This window comes from Mesorhizobium sp. M7D.F.Ca.US.005.01.1.1, assembly GCF_003952545.1.
Taxonomy (GTDB): domain Bacteria; phylum Pseudomonadota; class Alphaproteobacteria; order Rhizobiales; family Rhizobiaceae; genus Mesorhizobium; species Mesorhizobium loti.
The window spans coordinates 5077683-5095086 of the sequence record NZ_CP034453.1 but is presented as its reverse complement, the minus strand read 5'-3'; the positions used below and the strand labels follow the sequence as shown (position 1 = coordinate 5095086).

The window sequence follows — 17404 nt, the reverse complement described above, 5'->3', positions numbered from 1 at the left end:
GGAAAAGCCATGACCGCGCCACGCCCGTCGAAAACCCATATCGGCAACCACAAGCTCCACCCGGAGACGCTGATGCTGAGCTATGGCTTCGATCCGCAGCTTTCGGAGGGTGCGGTCAAGCCACCGGTGTTCCTGACCTCGACCTTCGTGTTCAAGTCGGCGGAAGAGGGACGCGACTTCTTCGATTACACCTCCGGCCGCAAGGAGCCGCCGAGCGGCACGGCGTCGGGCCTGGTCTATTCGCGCTTCAACCATCCCAACAGCGAGATCGTCGAGGACCGGCTGGCGGTCTATGAGGGGACGGATGCCTGCATCCTGTTTTCATCAGGCATGTCGGCAATCGCCACGACACTGCTCGCCTACGCCCGTCCGGGCGACGTCATCCTGCATTCGCAGCCGCTTTACGGCGGCACGGAGACGCTCTTGACGCGCACGCTTTCCGGTTTCGGCATCGGTGCTGTCGGCTTCGCGGACGGCGTCGATGAGACAGCGGTGCGTACCGCCGCCGACGCGGCTGTCGCGAAGGGCCGCGTGTCGGTCATCCTGATCGAGACCCCGTCAAACCCGACCAACAGCCTGGTCGATATCGCGCTGATGCGGAAGATCGCCGACGAGATCGGTGGGATGCAAGGGTCGACGCCGATCATCGTCTGCGACAACACGCTGCTCGGCCCGGTGTTCCAGCGGCCGATCGAACACGGCGCCGATGTCTCCGTCTATTCGCTGACCAAATATGTCGGTGGCCACTCCGACCTGATCGCGGGCGCCGCTATGGGCAGCAAGGCGGTCACCAAGCCGATCAAGGCGCTGCGCGGCGCGATCGGCACGCAACTCGACCCGCATTCCTGCTGGATGCTCGGCCGCTCGCTGGAGACGTTGTCGATCCGCATGGAGCGGGCCAACGACAATGCGCGTCTGGTCGCCGAATTCCTGCGTGATCATGCCAAGGTCGGGAAGGTGCATTACCTGCCGTTCCTGGGCGAGGACACGCCGGCGGGCCGCGCCTACAGGGCGCAATGCACCGGTGCCGGCTCGACCTTCTCCTTTGATATCAAGGGCGGGGAGAAGGCGGCTTTCGCCTTTCTCAACAACCTGCAGATCTTCAAGCTGGCGGTAAGCCTCGGCGGAACGGAATCGCTGGCCAGCCACCCCGCGGCCATGACCCATTCGGGCATTCCCTTCGAGGTTCGCCAGCGCATCGGTGTGTTGGAGACCACGGTCAGGCTGTCCATCGGCGTCGAGCACCCAGATGATCTGATCGCCGACCTGACGCAGGCGCTGGCGGCGGTCTGACCGCCGCTTTTCCCCTGAAGTCGGGGGCGGGTAGGCAATCGGGCTTTTTGCCTGCCATCACATATGCGTGCGCCGAAGGATACTTTTGGCCGTCCGACCGTTGTACAGATGCATCCATGCGTCGGAGAGCCGCAAGGGTGTCACATCCAACGGAGGTTTTTAAAAATGCGCATGCATTCCTTTTCGCCGATCGTTTCGGCACTCGCCGTCTCTGTTTCTATCTTTCTTGTCTCGCCCGCCCTGGCCGACATGGAAAAGTTCAAGGCGACGCTCGACGGCGGCCAGCAGAGCCCGCCCGTCACCACGAAGGGCAAGGGCACGGCTACTTTAACGTTCGACACGGCCAAGAAGAAACTCAGCTGGAACGTCAAGTATTCCGGTCTCAGCGGGCCGGCGACGGCGGGGCACATTCACGGCCCGGCGGCGATGGGTGAAAACGCTGGACCCGTTATCCCATTCAAGAAACTCAAGAGCCCGATCAAGGGATCGGAGACGTTGACCGATGCTCAGGCGGCTGACCTTGAGGCCGGCAAATATTACGTCAACATCCATACGGCAGCCAACAAGGATGGCGAGATCCGCGGCCAGATCGAAAAAGCAAAATAGGACGTAGCCGGTGCCGCGACTCTCCCCCTTTTGAGGGGGAGATGTCCGGCAGGACGGAGAGGGGCGCGAAGGAACTCGGCCTCTGCCGTTGGCGCTTTATGCCTTATCGCGGATCTGGGTCATCGTCCGGGTCGGCGTGATCGCCTCGGGGTCAAGCCTGATTTCGACGATCGCCGGCTTGCCGCTGGCGCGGGCTCGTTCGAAGGCCGGGGCGAAATCGGCGGTCTTCTCGACCGTTTCACCGTGGCCGCCATAGGCGCGAGCCAACGCCGCGAAATCAGGATTCTTCAAATCAGTGGCGACGACGCGGCCGGGATATTCGCGCTCCTGATGCATGCGGATGGTGCCGTAGATGCCGTTGTTGACGACGACGACGACGATCGGCAGGTCGTATTGCACGGCGGTGGCGAATTCCTGCCCGTTCATCAGGAAGCAGCCGTCGCCGGCAAAAGCGACCACGGTGCGCTCTGGAAACAGTTCTTTGGCGGCGACCGCCGCAGGCGTGCCATAGCCCATCGAGCCTGAGGTCGGCGCTGCCTGCGTGGCGAAGCGGCGGAAGCGGTGGAAACGATGCACCCAGGTGGCGTAATTGCCGGCGCCGTTGGTGAGGATGGCGTCGTTGGGCAGCATCTTTTCGAGGTAATTCATGATCGGCCCCATCTGGACCGAGCCGGGGCCGCTTTCCGGCGGTGTCGACCAGTCGAGATAGGCGGCATGCAGCTTTGGCGTCTCGGCTGCCCAAGCGGGTGCGGCGGCCGGCTTGCGCTTGGCGAAGGCGTCGACGAAGGCGGAAGGCGAGGCATTGATTGCCAATGTCGGCCGGTAGACGCGGCCGAGTTCGCCGGCGTCGGCATGGATATGGACCAGCGTCTGGTCGGGGTAGGGGCTTTTCAGCAGAGTGTAGTCGGAGGACGGCATCTCGCCCATACGGCCGCCGATCAGCAGCACGAGATCGGCCTGCTTGATCGCTGTCGCCAGCTTCGGGTTGATGCCGATGCCGACATCGCCGGCATAGTTCGGATGCAGATGATCGAACAGCATCTGGCGGCGGAAGGAACAGCCGACCGGCAGCGACCACGTCTCGGCGATCGTGCGTATCTGTGCCACGGCCTCGGCGTCCCAGCGCGTACCGCCGAGGATGACGAACGGCCTGATGGACTCGGCCAGCAGCCTTTCCAGCGCATCGAGCTCGGCTTCGCCCGGCCGGGTTTCGACCGGTGTGTGCGGCAAGGGGATGGGTGCCTCGACGACACTGGTCAGCATGTCTTCCGGCAGCGAGATGACCACCGGGCCGGGGCGACCCGATGTCGCTACCGCGAAGGCGTGGGTGACGAATTCCGGGATGCGCGAGGCGTCGTCGATCTCGACCACCCATTTGGCGATGTCGCCGAAGAACCTCTTGTAGTCGACTTCCTGGAAGGCCTCGCGCTCCTTGGCGTGGCTGGCGACCTGGCCGATGAACAGGATGACGGGTATCGAATCCTGCATGGCGATGTGGATGCCAGCCGACGCGTTGGTGGCGCCGGGGCCGCGGGTGACGAAGCAGATGCCGGGCTTGCCGGTCAGGCGGCCATGGCAATCGGCCATCATGGCGGCACCCCCTTCCTGGCGGCAGACGATGGTGCGGATCGCTGAATCATGCAGCGCGTCGAGCACCGCCAGATAGGATTCACCGGGCACGCAATAGATGCGGTCGGTGCCATTGGCTTCGAGCGCGTCGACGATCAGTTGTCCGCCGGTCTTCATTGTCCAGACTTCTCCAGTTCGGCAAGGATTTCTTGCGTGTGTTCGCCCAGGCGCGGCGAGGGGCGCTCATAGACCAGCGGCGTGCCGGACATGACCATCGGCGCACGCACCGAAGGCAGAAGATTGCCATGGCCGTCGTCGAGGTCGAGCCGCATGCCGCGCGCGATTGTCTGCGGGTCGGCAAACATCTGGCCGATCGTGTTGATCGGGCTCGCCGGAACGCTTGCCGCTTCCAGCTTCGCCAGCAGCGGATCGCGGTCAAAAATCTTCAGCGCCTCGATCATGCGCTCACGCAGCCTGACCCGGTTGGCGACCCGGGCAGGATTGGTGGCGAAGTCGGGATTTGCAGGCAAATCGTCCAGTCCGACAGCGGCGCAGAATTTGGCGAACTGGCCGTCATTGCCGACCGCCAGGATGATGTGGCCGTCCCTGACTGGCACCACTTCGTAGGGCGCAATGTTCATATGCGCATTGCCCATCTGCACCGGCGATTTGCCGGAGACGAGATAGTTGAGGTTCTGGTTGCCAAGCGCGGAGATCTGGGTGTCGAAGAGCGCCATGTCGACGTGCTGGCCTTCGCCGGTTTGTTCGGCGTGGCGCAGGGCCGCCTGGATGGCGATGACCGAATAGAGGCCGGTGAAGATGTCAGAAATGGCGACGCCGGCCTTTTGCGGCTCACGGCCAACCTCGCCGGTGATCGACATCATGCCGGCCATGGCCTGGATGATGAAGTCATAGCCGGCGCGTGGCGCATAGGGACCATCCTGGCCGAAGCCGGTGATCGAGCAATAGACGAGGCGGGGGTTGATCTTGCGCAGGCTGTCGTAGTCGAGGCCGTATTTCTTCAGGCCGCCGAGCTTGAAGTTCTCGATCAGCACCTCCGAAGTCGCGACAAGCCGGCGCACGGTTTCGGCGCCTTCCGGTGTCGAGAAATCGATGGCGATGGAGCGCTTGCCGCGGTTGCAGGAGTGGTAATAGGCGGCCGACAGGTTCTCGCCGTCCTTGCCCATGACGAAGGGCGGGCCCCATTTGCGGGTGTCGTCGCCGCCATCGGGGCTCTCGACCTTGATGACATCGGCGCCGAGATCGGCAAGCAACTGCCCGGCCCATGGCCCGGCAAGGATGCGGGCGAGTTCGACGACGCGGACGCCTTTCAGCGGGGGCTCAGCCATAAATCACCGTGGTTGCTGCAATCACCTTGATTGCTGCGAAGGCAGAGCCTCTATCAAGCCCTGCAACGGCTGTCACGGCTCTTGCGATGGGCCAATCCGTCACGCTTTCAGGATGTCGTCCGCCCAGGCCGCGAAATCGCCCATGATGATGTCGCGATTCACCTCGTTCAGGCTTTCGTGGCGGGTGTCAGCGTAAACCTTTGAAACCAGATTCGAAAAGCCCATCTTGCGCATGCGATTGGCAAGATGGGTGATCCCCTTGCCGTAATCCGAGGCGGGATCCTTTTCGCCGCCGACGATGCTGACGGGGAGGTCGCGCCGGACGCCGGCAAAGCCGGCATCCTTGCCGCCGTTCAATGCCATGCCGACGACGTCGCGCCACATTGATACCGAAGCATCCCAGCCGCACAACGGATCGGCAATGTATTTCGCCACTTCCGCCTCGTCGCGCGACAGCCAGTCGAACAATGTACGGTGATTGGGCACCGCCTTGCCCCAAGCCTGAAAGGTGAGCTTTGGCAACAGGCGCGACGGGACATCAGAGCCGAGCCGCATCCGTTCCCAGGCAAGGATGCCGAGCGCCACCTGGCCAAGCAGGCCTTGGGAGAAATTGCCGTTCCAGATCGCGGCGGCATGAACGCGCGGCGAGTGGCGCAACAGGTAGTTCAGCGCCACCGACGCACCCATCGAGTGGCCGAAAAGGATGACGGGCAGGTTCGGCTGTTCGCTGGCGATCAGATCATGGATGGCGTCGACGTCGGCGATCACCTTGGCGGGGCCGTTGCTGTCGGCGAACCTGCCGAGCGGTGCGTCGGGGGCCTTGGTCGCGCCATGGCCGCGATGATCGTGGACATAGACGTGGAAGCCGCGGGAGCCAAGAAAATCGGCAAAGCGGGCATAGCGCGCGGCGTGCTCGGCCAGACCATGATTGATCTGGACGACGGCACGTGCCCGGCCATCGGCTTGCCTGACGAAAAGATTGAGATCGGCACCGGTCGGCGAGGCAATCACACGCTGCTGGCTGAATGACATGCCGCTCGGTCTCCAGGCTCTGGCCGCCACCGTGGCGCCGGCTTTGTTTGCGCCGGCGCCGGTTTTGCGTCAATTGGCAAAGCCTGCTTTTTCGCGACGATGTTTCTTGCGTTTGGACAGCAAAATATCGCAATTCTGACACGGAGACAGCTTCAGTCTGTCGCCCACTTCTTCAGCCGGGGATCTTCCATGCGCATTGGTGTCGTTTTCGGATTGGCCATGCTGGCGGCGTCACTGGCCGGGGCGGCGCGTGCCGACGTCAAGATGAGCGGCTCTTTCGTTGCCGACGCTGCCTGTCCGGCGACGCAGGCCATCAAGAACGGCAAGAACCCCGGCAACGTCTCGACCGATGCCGGGCAGAGCTACCAGCTGCTTGCCGGCAACAAGGATACGCCGACGCATTACCTCATCCTGGTGCCGGGCGCCGATCCGGAGCGCCGCTGGGTGAAAGTCACCTGCGGCCATGTTTCGGGTAGCAGCGCCGCGACCGTGCCGGCCGCACCGGGCGGGCAAGGCAAGCCGGCGGCATCGGGAAAACCCGAATATGTCTTCGCGCTGAGCTGGCAGCCGGCCTTCTGCGAGACCAAGTCGAGCAAGACGGAATGCAAGGTGCAGAGTGCAGGTGATTTCGACGCTACGCATTTCACCTTGCACGGCCTGTGGCCGCAGCCGAACGGCAATTTCTATTGCCAGGCGACGGCGAGCGACAAGGCCAACGACAATCCGGCCCACTGGAAGGACCTGCCGCCGGTCAATCTGGACGCCAACACCCGCACAGAGCTCGATCAGGTGATGCCGGGGACAGCTTCCAAGCTCGAACGGCATGAATGGATCAAGCACGGCACCTGCTACGGCAAGAGCCAGCAGGACTATTTCTCCGACGCGCTCAACTTGATGCGCGCGGTGAACAGCTCGCCGGTGCGCGATCTCTTTGCCAAGAACATCGGCGGCAAGCTGACGGCGGACCAGATTCGCGGCGCCTTCGACACTGCCTTCGGGGCGGGAGCAGGGGACCGCGTGCGTGTTTCCTGCGTCATCGATCCGTCGAGCGGCAGGCGGCTGATCGGCGAACTGACGCTCGGCCTCGCCGGTCCGATCGGCTCCAACAGCTCGCTCAAGGACCTGCTGCTGGCTTCGGTGCCGACCAACAAAGCCGGTTGCCCGACAGGCACTGTCGACGCGATTGGGTTCCAGTAAGTACGGGCGGCTTCCAGTAAGTACGGGCGGTTCCAGCAGGCGCTGGCAGGACGCAGACACCGGACTGTCGCCTTGCCGCGTCCCGATGCTATGCTGCCCGCGCATCATTTCGGCGGGGCTCGCAATGGATGGCATGACGAGCAGCGCGCTGGCGCGGCTGGCTTTCTGGGCCAGGGGCATGGTCTCGATAAACGATGCCCGCATGGAATGGCCGGGCTTTTCCTACACCGACGCCGAATGGGCGCGCATGCGAACGCTATCCGAACCGATCGGCGTCGGCACCTACCAGCTGTTCACGATCGTCAATGCGGTGATTTTCATCACTATCGCGGCGATCGGCATTTTCGGTGTCTTCCTGCCGCTGGCGACGCTGCTGTTTCCCATACCGGCGGAAACCAGCGCGCTGAAGTTTTCGCTGCTGCTGGCGGCTTGTGCTTTCCTGATCATCGGGCTCGGCCTGCCGATCTCGATGCGCCTTTCGGCCATGCTGGTGGGCGGCAGGGCGGTGCGGGCGGCACTTGTTTCCGCGCCCGGCGACGAGGCGTTGGCGTCAAAAGTGTCGTGGCAGATCAACCGCATCATGCTGATTCTATGCGGCCTGCTGGTGCCGGGCATCCTGCTGTTCATTGCCTATGACATCGAAGCCGGGCCGATCATCACCGCGCTGAAATGGCTGGCGATCGCGCTGATGGCGGTTTCCACCGTGACAGGCTTTCGGCGGCAGAAGAAGTCGTAACGACAGACCTAGATCTGCGCGGACTTGGTCCACGCAACGGCTGCGTCGGCTTCGTGGCCGCCCGGCTCGCCGACGACGCGATCGCGCCCGGTCGACTTCGCCTTGTAGAGGCGCTGGTCGGCAAGCGCGAACAGGTCGGCAAGGCAGCGCGTCGTTTCGCTGACGCTGGAAACGCCGGCGCTGACGGTCAGCTCGAACCGGCTGGTGGCGGCCGAGGCCTTGACCGCGTAGCGGATGCTTTCGCCGAACAGCCTGGCGACCGAGTGCGGGCGAGAACTGAGGATGGCGAATTCCTCGCCGCCGATGCGGAACACCTGGTCTTCGGCGCTTGCCGCCTCGGTAAGCAGGATCGCAACCGCTTTCAGCACCTTGTCGCCTTCGGCATGGCCGAAACGGTCGTTGATCGACTTGAAATGGTCGACATCGATGATCAGCAGGCTGAGCGGCCTGGCGGTGCGCAGGCTGTCCTGGACGGCGGCTTCACCGTCGGCGTCGAAGCGCCCGCGATGCAGCAGGCCGGTCAGGCCGTCACGGCCGACATGTTCGACCAGCGCTTCATAGCGTTCGCGATAGGTGAGTGTTTCGAAAATGTCGGTCAGCCCGCGCGGCGCCGCGACCTGACGCTCCTCGAACCATTTGAGATAGGCCACGAGCATGGTGCTGAAGATCAGCGCCGCCGCCATCTTGGCAAACCAGCCGCCGAAAAAGACCGCGATCGGCGCGCCGGCGACGAAATGCAGCGCGGTGAAGAACCCGGCCTGGTCGAAGGTGAGCACGCAAGCGACCGAAATCAGGATGCGCGCGAACTGTGCCTTGCGCAGGTAACGCCCGAGCTTTTCATAGAGCAGGATGATCAGGATGGCGTCGACGAACAGCAGCGTCGTGCCCCAGACCATCAGCCAGCCCATCTCGTCGATGAAGCCGATGTCGGGGAGCCTGCCGTCGGGAAGTGCCGCGATGACGTGCAGGCGCAGCAGCAGCACCAGCCCGATCATCAGCGCATTGCCGAACAGCAGGCCGTAGATCGGCTGACGCACGGTGGCGGCATCCTCTTTCATATAGAGCAGCAACAGCATGACCAGCTTGCCGGAAAACAGCACAGCCGAGCCCGGCGAGACCATGCCGAACGGCAAGGCGACGTAAAAAACGCTGGCGAGATAGGTCTCGAGGAAGTGCATGACGCCGAGCGCGCAGACGAAGACGCCGAGGCCGATACGCTGTCTGAAGCGGAAAAGCGTCACCATGACGCTGAAGTAGACGACCGCTTCGGCAAGGAGCAGGAAACTGTTCAGCAATGCCGTCGATCCGATCTTTCTCCCGAAATCGCTGCAAATCAGCGATTCCACCCCGATCCTGTTTTGACCCGGAAGGGTTAACCGGAGCTTTCATCGCGTCCGATGAGCGTGGAAAACTTCAGCGGTTGGCGGACACTTCCGCGTGTGACCGGCCAGATGCGGCAAAAGCGATTGCCGTTCGCCGTCGCATCGCCTACATAGCGGCCAACCTCCACTCAATTCGACAATCCAGTCAGTTTTTTTAGGGAAAGCGCGCGTGGCACGCCAGTTCATCTATCACATGGCCGGCCTCAACAAGGCCTATGGCACCAAGAAGGTGCTCGAGAATGTCCATCTCTCCTTCTATCCCGACGCCAAGATCGGCATTCTCGGCCCCAACGGTTCGGGCAAGTCGACGATCCTCAAGATCATGGCCGGGCTCGACAAGGAGTGGAACGGCGAAGCCTGGCTCGCCGAAGGCGCCACCGTCGGCTACCTGGCGCAGGAGCCGGCGCTTGATCCGGACAAGACCGTGTTCGAAAACATCATGGAAGGCGTCGCCGCCAAGACCGCCATCATCGAGCGCTACAACGAATTGATGATGAATTATTCCGACGAGACGGCCGACGAGTCGGCCAAGCTCCAGGACGAGATGGACCGGCTCAACCTGTGGGATCTCGAGCAGCAGGTCGAGATGGCGATGGAAGCGCTGGGCTGCCCGCCCAAGGATTCGGAAGTCACCAAGCTTTCGGGCGGCGAGCGCCGCCGCGTCGCGCTCTGCCAGCTCTTGCTGCGCCAGCCCGACCTTTTGCTGCTCGACGAACCGACCAACCATCTCGACGCCGAGACCACGGCGTGGCTGGAAAAGCATCTGCGTGCCTATCCGGGCGCTGTGATGATCATCACCCACGATCGCTACTTCCTCGACAACGTCACCGGCTGGATCCTTGAACTCGACCGCGGCCGCGGCATTCCCTATGAGGGCAACTACACCAAATACCTCGAAGCCAAGGCCAAGCGGCTCAAGCAGGAAGGCCGCGAGGACGACGCCCGCCAGCGCGCCATCGGCCGCGAGCGCGAGTGGATCCAGTCGAGCCCCAAGGCCCGCCAGACCAAGTCCAAGGCGCGTATCCAGGCGTTCCAGGACCTTTTGGATGCAGCCGACAAGCGGCGTCCGAGCGACACGCAGATCGTCATTCCGCATGGCGAGCGGCTCGGCAATGTGGTGATCGAGGCGGAAGGCCTGTCGAAGGGCTTTGGCGACACGCTTTTGATCGACGGGCTGGAATTCAAGCTGCCGCCCGGCGGCATCGTCGGCGTCATCGGCCCGAACGGCGCCGGCAAGACGACGCTGTTCCGCATGATCACCGGTCAGGAAAAGCCGGATGCGGGCTCGGTCCGTGTCGGCGAAACGGTCAAGCTCGGCTATGTCGACCAGAGCCGCGACGCGCTCGATCCGTCAAAGACGGTGTGGGAAGAGATTTCCGGCGGCGCCGAAGTGGTCAAGCTCGGCAAGTTCGAGGCCAACACGCGTGCCTATTGCGCCTCGTTCAACTTCCGTGGCGGCGACCAGCAGCAGAAGGTCGGCAATCTCTCCGGCGGCCAGCGCAACCGCGTGCATCTGGCCAAGATGCTGAAGACCGGCGGCAATGTGCTGCTGCTCGACGAACCGACCAACGATCTCGACACGGAAACGCTGGCCGCACTTGAAGACGCTCTGGAAAACTTCGGCGGCTGCGCGGTCATCATCTCGCACGATCGCATGTTCCTCGATCGGCTGGCGACGCATATCCTCGCCTTCGAGGGCGACAGCCATGTCGAATGGTTCGAGGGCAATTTCGAGGATTACGAGCAGGACAAGATCCGCCGCCTCGGCCCCGATGCCGTCAACCCGCACCGCATGACCTACAAGAGGCTGACGCGGTAAGGGGTTTTCCGGGCGGCGAATTCTCAAGAAGACATGAGGAGTTCACATGGCTGATTGGTCCGCCGCCCAATATCTGAAATTCGAAGACGAGCGCACGCGGCCCGCGCGGGATCTGGTGGCGCAGGTCCCCGTCGACTTTCCGAGCCGGGTCGTCGACATCGGCTGCGGGCCGGGCAACTCGACCGGACTGCTGGTGGAGCGCTGGCCGGATGCGCGGGTGAGCGGCTTCGACACTTCGCCCGACATGATCGAGAAGGCGAGGGCGCGCCTGCCCGAGGTCACCTTTGATCTCGCCGATGCTTCCAAATGGCAGCCGGCGGAGCCGGTCGACGTGATTTTTGCCAATGCGGTGTTCCAGTGGCTGCCCGAGCATCCCGCGGTCTTCCAGCGGCTGATGGGTTTTCTCGCGCCAGGTGGCGCGCTGGCCATCCAGATGCCCGATAATATGGACGAGGACTCCCATCGCCTGATGCGGGAGGCCGCAGCCGAAATGCCGTTTGCCGAAAAGCTCAAGGGCGCGGCGCGCGGGCCGCTGCAGCCGGTGTCGTTCTACTATGACCTGTTGTCGCCGCTCAGCGATCGGCTGGATATCTGGCACACCATCTACAACCACCCGCTTGCCGACGCGCAGGCGATCGTTGAATGGGTGAAGTCGACGGGCCTGAAGCCTTTTGTCGACCCGCTCGATGCGAACGAGAAGACACTGTTCCTCGACAGCTACACGGCCAAGATCGCCAAGGCCTATCCGAAGACGGCTGATGGCAAGGTGCTTTTGCGCTTTCCGCGCATCTTCATCGTCGCCAAGCGGGCTTGATTATCCACGTTGCGCGGCGCCCGTTGCGGCCGCTTGACCGGGTTTCGCCGCCATGCGCATTTCACCGCGTTGGGTCACGATGGCCCATGGTAGGGGGGTGGATGATGACATTGAAAAAGATGCTTTTCGGCGGCAGCGTGTGCGCGGCGGCACTTCTGGCGTTCTCGATCTCGGCGGAAGCCAAGCGAGCACGCTGCTTCACCAGCGATGACGGTTATTTCTCATGCAGCTACAGGGCGATCGATGATGCGGGCAGCTTCCGCATCTCGGCGCCGGGCTATCCGACCTATGTCCTGGAAATCGACGGGCCGGGTTTTGCCTATGGCTATGTCAATCTCGGCCGCCGCAATGTGCCGCTGCCGGGGCAGTTTGTGCGCAGCCGCGACGACGGCGCCTGCTGGAACAACCCGCAGACCAACACCAAGCTCTGCGCCTGGTGAAGTCAGGCTTAAGTCGGCCCAAACCTTTGGTTTAAGCCGGCGTAAACCGTCGCGGTGAGAAAAGTGTTGCGCCGGAGCGTTCCGGCGCCCACATGAAGCCCGCAACGCCTGCGGATGGACGGACTGGATATATGCATCGCGTCATCATCAGTGGCATCGGCGTTGAAATCCCTGAAGCCAAGATCACCAACGAAGAACTGGTCGCCAGCTTCAATGCCTGGGTCGACACGGAGAATGCGCGCCGCCTGGGCACCGACGAGCCGCCGCTGTCGAAATCGGACAGCGACTTCATCGTCCACGCCTCGGGCGTGCGCACCCGCCATGTCATCGAGCGCGAGGGCATCCTCGATCCGACCCGCATGGCGCCGCGCATTCCGGCACGGCCTGACGATGCGCTGTCGCTCGAAGCCGAGTTCGGCATCGCCTCGGCCCAAAAGGCTCTCGACCATGCCGGGCTGAAGCCGTCCGATATCGACCTGGTGATCTGCTCGGCCTCGCATCACCAGCGACCCTATCCGGCGATCGCCATCGAAATGCAGGAGGCGTTGGGGACAAAGGGCGCCGGCTTCGACATGGGGCTCGGCTGTTCGTCGGCGGCTGCCGCCTTGCACATCGCCGTCAACCTCGTGCGGTCGGGCGCACACAAGCGCATTCTGGTGACGACGCCCGAGATCATCACCGGTCATCTCAATTTCCGCGACCGGCAGACGCATTTCATCTTCGGCGACGCTTCGGTGTCGATGGTGGTCGAAGGTCTGGCCAAGGGCGACAAGCGGCCGGGGCGTTTCGAGGTGCTCGACACGCGCGTCTGGACACAGATGTCGAACAACATCCGCACCAATCTGGGCTATCACACCCGCACCGCCCAGGATGATCCCTACATGATCAATCTTGAAGGCAACCTGATCAAGCAGGTCGGCAACAAGGTGTTCAAGGAAGTCACCGTCGCCGGGCAAAAATTCATCGTCGAATTCCTCGCCGAGCACGGGCTGACGCCGCAGGCGATCAGGCGCTTCTGGCTGCATCAGGCCAATGCGCGCATGAATGCGATGATCCTGAAACTGTCGTTCGGCCACGAGGTCGACCACGACCGTGCGCCGATGGTGCTGGAGCGGCTGGGCAACACGGCGGGCGCCGGCGCCATCGTCGCGCTGTCGGAAAACCACGCCGACATGAAGCCCGGCGATTTCGGCCTGATCTGCGCCTTTGGCGCGGGGTATTCGATAGGCGGCGCGCTACTGCGGATGCTTTGAGCTTGCCGTGTCAGGTTGGCGCGAACGGCACCAGCATCGGCACGCGCCTGGCGTAATCGTCATAGGCGCTGCCGAGTTCGCCGCGCAGAAAGCGTTCCTCGAGCTTTGCCTTGATGACGGTGCCGATGATCACCAGCGCGGCGCCGGCGATGCCCCAGACGGTGCCTTTGGCCGCCACGGTGGCCAGGATTGCCAAAAGCAGTCCGGTGTAGATCGGGTGACGGACCAGCCTGTAGGGGCCGGTGTCGACGACATGATGCTCGGCCTTGGCTGTCACCGTGCCCGACCAGAGGCGGCCGAGATGCAGGCGGGCCCACCAGGCGAATGCCAGGCCGACCGCGATCAGCGCAACGCAGGTCCACGCCTCAAGGAGGTTCGGAATCCAAAGCCGAAGCCTGCCGGCATAGCCGTGTGCAGGGATGAACAGCAGCATCGCCCCGAGCACCGTCACGACTCGGTAGCGTAACTCGGCCTGCAAGCCGGCGCGCTTTTGTGCCGGGTCAGCCCAGAAGGCAGCCACGAGCCAGGACACAAGCCAGATCAGCCAAAGCGCCGCGATTGCAGGAGCGGGATGCATAATGAAACCTCCGCAGACTTGTCCGCGTCACCATGTAGACGGTACAGCGCGGCGGCAATGCGGCCCCAATACGGGACTGGTTTCCATTTCAGGTAAGAAGATCGTGATCCGCGCCGCGATCTCATTCGCCTGAAAACATCCACTGCACGCCGAAGGCGTCGACCAGCATGCCGAAGCTGGTTCCCCAAACTTGCCGCGCCAGGGGCACGGTGATCCGGCCGCCTGCGCTCATGCAACCGAAAAGCTCCTGCATGGCGGCTAGGTCGTTGAACTCCAGGCAAAGGGCGGAGCCCTTCATCGGTTCTGCGTCGTCATTGTCGGAGGCATGAAACAGGACGCCGGGGCCTTCGAACCGGGCATGCAATATCTTTCCGCGCATAGCTTCGGTCCGCACCGGCATGTCGTTGTCTCCCCAGCGCAGCAGGACCGTTGCTCGGCCGAGGCCACACCGCTCGTAGAAGGCCAATGCCGGCTCGCAATTGGTGGTGAAGAACAGCGAAGGGGAGAGCCGCATCGGTTCGCTTCCGGTCATTGAGCTGGCCAAGTCAGTGCGCGGCTGCGGTGGCGGCAGCGATGAGCACGTCGCCCGTATATTGTCTGTCACCGATGCCCCAGCCGCCGTCGGGCGCATTGACGATGTTGATCCAGGTGTTTTCAGGCCGGTGCCCCGGCACGCAGAGTTCGGCGACAATCCCTGCGGCTGCGGTGATGAAGGCCTTGCGGGCTTCGACCGAGCCAAGTCCGATGTTGGGCAATTTCAATTCCACCATGACGACAGGCCGATTGGCGCCGCCCGCATAGATGTGGTGAGGCGGCAAGATGTGGACCGTGCCGCCGACGATGGCGGTGAAGAACGAATTGCCGGTGGCGCCGGAGGCTTCGATGAGGGCGGCGCTGAGACGCGGCAGGATGTCTCGCTCTCCCGTTGGGGTCAGTATTCCTTCCGGCGCGGTCACGGTTATTGGCATTTGGCTCCCCATTTTGCTGGTTTCCACGGACTTTCCGGCGGACATGTCTTCCGGCTTGCCATGTTTCGTATCGATTGGTACGATATATGGAGAAGACGAGTCAACAGGTTTCGTATCGATCGATATGGATAATTCGGAAAAGCCCCGCGGCGGCCGGCCGCGCGCGTTCGACCCCGACCGGGCGCTGGATGCGGCGATGCATCTGTTCTGGGAGCATGGTTATGAGGCGACGTCGCTGGCCATGCTGCGCGAAGCGATGGGGCTGACGCCGCCGCAGATCTACAACGCCTTCACCGACAAGGAGACTTTGTTCCGCAAGGCGCTGAAGCGCTACCACGAGACCGAGATTGGCTTTGCGCTGGACGCGCTGAGCGCGCCGGTTTCGACGCGGGAGGCGATCCGGCGGTTGCTGCTCGGTGCGGCCGAAGCATATTCTAGGCCCGGCAAGCCTGGTGGCTGTCTGTTCGTCAGCGGCGCGCTGGCAGCCTCGCCACAGGCGCAAGCCATTGCCGATGAACTCAAGCACTACCGCAAGGCGAGCGAGGCGTCGATCGCAGAGCGGCTGGCCAGGGGCAGGGCGGTGGGTGACCTGCCGGCGGACCCGTCGGCCGAGGGGTTCGCCAAATACCTGGCTGGCGTCATGAACGGCATGTCGATCCAGGCGCGGGACGGTGCTTCGGTCGAAGAGTTGCGCGTTTTGGCCCAAACCGCTCTTGCGGCCTTGCCGGCCGAAGGGCAAAACCAGGCGGCATCATCCAAGGAATGAAGCCATGCTGGATCTCTTCCCCGAGGCTGAAAAGCCTGTTGAAATCACCCCCCGCGCGAAAGCTTGCCGCCAAAGCGGCAGCGCTTTACGTGGCGCCAGCGGATCATTTTCAGACGCGCCCGGTGGACGAATTGCGGCTGGGCTTCGACGGCATATCAGGCGATTTCCATGCTGGTCCGACGCGCCGTTCGGGCGGGCGCGAGCCCTGGTATCCGCGCGGCACCGAAATGCGTAACGAACGGCAATTGTCCATAGTGGCAGCGGACGAGCTGGCGGTTGTCGCCGAACGGATGGGCCTGGCCGAGATCAAGCCGGAGTGGATCGGCGCCAATCTGGTGATCGAGGGAGTGCCGAACCTCTCCATGCTGCCGGCCGGCACGTTGCTGTTCTTCAAGGACGGCGTGACCATCAAGGTCGACGCGCAGAACGGACCTTGCCGCATTGCCGGCCGATCGATCGCCGAGAATGCCGGAATGGCCGACGTCGAAGCCGGCGCGCTGTTGTTCCCAAAAATGGCGAAGCGGTTGCGTGGTGTCGTCGCCTGGGTCGAGAAGCCGGGAACCATCAAGGCCGGCGAGGAAATATCGGTGCGGGTGCCGGAGCAATGGATCTATTCGGCATAGCTGTGCGGCAAGCAGAGGGCAGGGGCTACGCCGCCGTGGCGGCGTAGCCAAATTCACTGGGCGTTAGCCCTTGCGGTTTTTCTTCGCGCCTTGCGCCATGACGGACACGTGGTCCCACTTGTCCCAGGTGGCAAGCCGGTTGGCGTATTCCTGGCGTATCATCGGCAGGCCGCCGTCGCCGAAGAACACCCGGAGCGGTGGCTCGACCGCATCGACAATGGCCAGCATGGCCGGCCCGGTGGCCTCGGGATCCCCGGCGACCGAATTGGCGCGGCGCTCGGCCATCTTGGCACGGGCGGGCGCATAGGCCTCGATCGGTTGGGACACCTTTGCAGACGGGCCGGCCCAGTCGGTGGAGAAGCCGCCGGGTTCGACCAGCGTCACATGGATGCCGAATTCCGCGACTTCGATGCTGAGCGACTGGCTGAAAGCCTCCAGCGCCCATTTCGAGGCGTGGTAGAGGCCGAGCGAGGCAAAGGCATTGACGCCGCCGATCGACGAGATCTGGATGATGTGGCCGGACCGCTGCGCCCGCATGATCGGAAGCGCGGCCTGGGTCACCCACAGCGCGCCGAAGACATTGGTTTCGATCTGGTCGCGGGCTTCCTGTTCGCTGACCTCCTCGATGGCGCCGAAATGGCCGTAGCCGGCATTGTTGATGACGACGTCGAGCCGGCCAAAGCGCTTGTGCGCCTCGGCGACAGCGGCATCGACGGCTTTCTTGTCGGTGACGTCGAGCTTTATCGCGGCAATCTTGTCGCCGTACGTCTCGACGAGATCGGCGAGCGTGCCGGCATCGCGGGCGGTCGCCGCAACGCTGTCGCCACGCGCGAGCGCCGCCTCGGCCCAGACGCGGCCAAAGCCCTTTGACGATCCGGTGATGAACCAAACCTTGTTTGTCATGATGTGGAATCCTTGCCCCTGCGGGCGCAATTTTCTGGTGAAAGCGGAGGCTTCTCCGCTTTCGGCATATACGGCCT

General features: G+C 63.3%; 17 protein-coding genes and 1 pseudogene. 10 read left to right on the top strand and 8 right to left on the bottom strand.

The window, feature by feature from the left end; translation table 11 throughout:
* The first annotated feature begins 9 nt into the window (after positions 1–9).
* The gene (locus EJ076_RS24710) at positions 10–1293 is read left to right on the top strand and encodes a cystathionine gamma-synthase family protein (protein WP_126069588.1); all 1284 of its coding nucleotides are present in this window, start codon (positions 10–12) and stop codon (positions 1291–1293) included.
* Positions 1294–1458: 165 nt separating this feature from the next.
* Positions 1459–1899, top strand: a complete 441-nt coding sequence (locus tag EJ076_RS24705) for a CHRD domain-containing protein (RefSeq protein ID WP_109668333.1) — start codon at positions 1459–1461, stop codon at positions 1897–1899.
* A gap of 96 nt (positions 1900–1995) precedes the next feature.
* Here EJ076_RS24705 and EJ076_RS24700 read toward each other — a convergent pair whose 3' ends face one another.
* The 3 genes from EJ076_RS24700 to EJ076_RS24690 all read right to left on the bottom strand — a co-directional run bounded on the left by EJ076_RS24700 (position 1996) and on the right by EJ076_RS24690 (position 5849).
* Positions 1996–3645, bottom strand: a complete 1650-nt coding sequence (locus EJ076_RS24700) for a thiamine pyrophosphate-binding protein (RefSeq protein WP_126069587.1) — start codon at positions 3643–3645, stop codon at positions 1996–1998.
* Entirely contained in the window at positions 3642–4817 is a 1176-nt protein-coding gene (locus EJ076_RS24695) for a CaiB/BaiF CoA-transferase family protein (RefSeq protein WP_126069586.1), read from the bottom strand. Before EJ076_RS24695 ends, EJ076_RS24700 begins: the two co-directional genes overlap by 4 nt.
* A gap of 99 nt (positions 4818–4916) precedes the next feature.
* Positions 4917–5849 (bottom strand): alpha/beta hydrolase, encoded by a 933-nt coding sequence (locus tag EJ076_RS24690; RefSeq protein WP_126069585.1) that lies wholly within the window; start codon positions 5847–5849, stop codon positions 4917–4919.
* Between the two features lie 189 nt (positions 5850–6038).
* Between EJ076_RS24690 and EJ076_RS24685 the strand changes: the two genes are divergently transcribed.
* Positions 6039–7046, top strand: a complete 1008-nt coding sequence (locus EJ076_RS24685; RefSeq protein ID WP_109668325.1) for a ribonuclease — start codon at positions 6039–6041, stop codon at positions 7044–7046.
* Between the two features lie 124 nt (positions 7047–7170).
* Positions 7171–7782, top strand: a complete 612-nt coding sequence (locus EJ076_RS24680; RefSeq protein ID WP_126069584.1) for a hypothetical protein — start codon at positions 7171–7173, stop codon at positions 7780–7782.
* Between the two features lie 8 nt (positions 7783–7790).
* On the opposite strand, the gene EJ076_RS24675 is transcribed toward EJ076_RS24680, so the two are convergent.
* Complete coding sequence (locus EJ076_RS24675; protein WP_109668494.1) at positions 7791–9077, bottom strand: GGDEF domain-containing protein; 1287 nt, start codon at positions 9075–9077, stop codon at positions 7791–7793.
* 256 nt (positions 9078–9333) lie between these two features.
* On the opposite strand from EJ076_RS24675, the gene ettA reads away from it, so the two are divergent.
* The 4 genes from ettA to EJ076_RS24655 all read left to right on the top strand — a co-directional run bounded on the left by ettA (position 9334) and on the right by EJ076_RS24655 (position 13490).
* On the top strand, positions 9334–10983 hold the full coding sequence (ettA, locus tag EJ076_RS24670) for an energy-dependent translational throttle protein EttA (protein ID WP_013530923.1): 1650 nt from the start codon (positions 9334–9336) through the stop codon (positions 10981–10983).
* 46 nt (positions 10984–11029) lie between these two features.
* Positions 11030–11797 (top strand): trans-aconitate 2-methyltransferase, encoded by a 768-nt coding sequence (gene tam, locus EJ076_RS24665; protein WP_126069583.1) that lies wholly within the window; start codon positions 11030–11032, stop codon positions 11795–11797.
* 104 nt (positions 11798–11901) lie between these two features.
* The gene (locus EJ076_RS24660; RefSeq protein ID WP_126071130.1) at positions 11902–12237 is read left to right on the top strand and encodes a hypothetical protein; all 336 of its coding nucleotides are present in this window, start codon (positions 11902–11904) and stop codon (positions 12235–12237) included.
* A 131-nt stretch (positions 12238–12368) separates the two neighbouring features.
* Positions 12369–13490, top strand: coding sequence for a beta-ketoacyl-ACP synthase III (locus tag EJ076_RS24655; protein WP_109668319.1), 1122 nt, complete (start codon positions 12369–12371; stop codon positions 13488–13490).
* A 10-nt stretch (positions 13491–13500) separates the two neighbouring features.
* On the opposite strand, the gene EJ076_RS24650 is transcribed toward EJ076_RS24655, so the two are convergent.
* The 3 genes from EJ076_RS24650 to EJ076_RS24640 form a co-directional block, all read right to left on the bottom strand.
* Entirely contained in the window at positions 13501–14067 is a 567-nt protein-coding gene (locus EJ076_RS24650) for an isoprenylcysteine carboxylmethyltransferase family protein (protein WP_126069582.1), read from the bottom strand.
* Between the two features lie 121 nt (positions 14068–14188).
* Complete coding sequence (locus tag EJ076_RS24645; RefSeq protein WP_126071129.1) at positions 14189–14581, bottom strand: glyoxalase/bleomycin resistance/extradiol dioxygenase family protein; 393 nt, start codon at positions 14579–14581, stop codon at positions 14189–14191.
* Positions 14582–14612: 31 nt separating this feature from the next.
* A complete protein-coding gene (locus tag EJ076_RS24640; RefSeq protein WP_126069581.1) occupies positions 14613–15035 on the bottom strand; it encodes a hypothetical protein in 423 nt (140 codons plus the stop codon).
* A 124-nt stretch (positions 15036–15159) separates the two neighbouring features.
* Here EJ076_RS24640 and EJ076_RS24635 point away from each other — a divergent pair, with 124 nt between their 5' ends.
* Positions 15160–15801, top strand: a complete 642-nt coding sequence (locus EJ076_RS24635; protein WP_126069580.1) for a TetR/AcrR family transcriptional regulator — start codon at positions 15160–15162, stop codon at positions 15799–15801.
* Positions 15802–15805: 4 nt separating this feature from the next.
* Positions 15806–16424 (top strand): annotated as a pseudogene (locus tag EJ076_RS24630) (MOSC domain-containing protein).
* 63 nt (positions 16425–16487) lie between these two features.
* Here the strand turns inward: EJ076_RS24630 and EJ076_RS24625 are convergent.
* A complete protein-coding gene (locus EJ076_RS24625; protein WP_126069579.1) occupies positions 16488–17327 on the bottom strand; it encodes an SDR family oxidoreductase in 840 nt (279 codons plus the stop codon).
* Positions 17328–17404 lie beyond the last annotated feature (77 nt).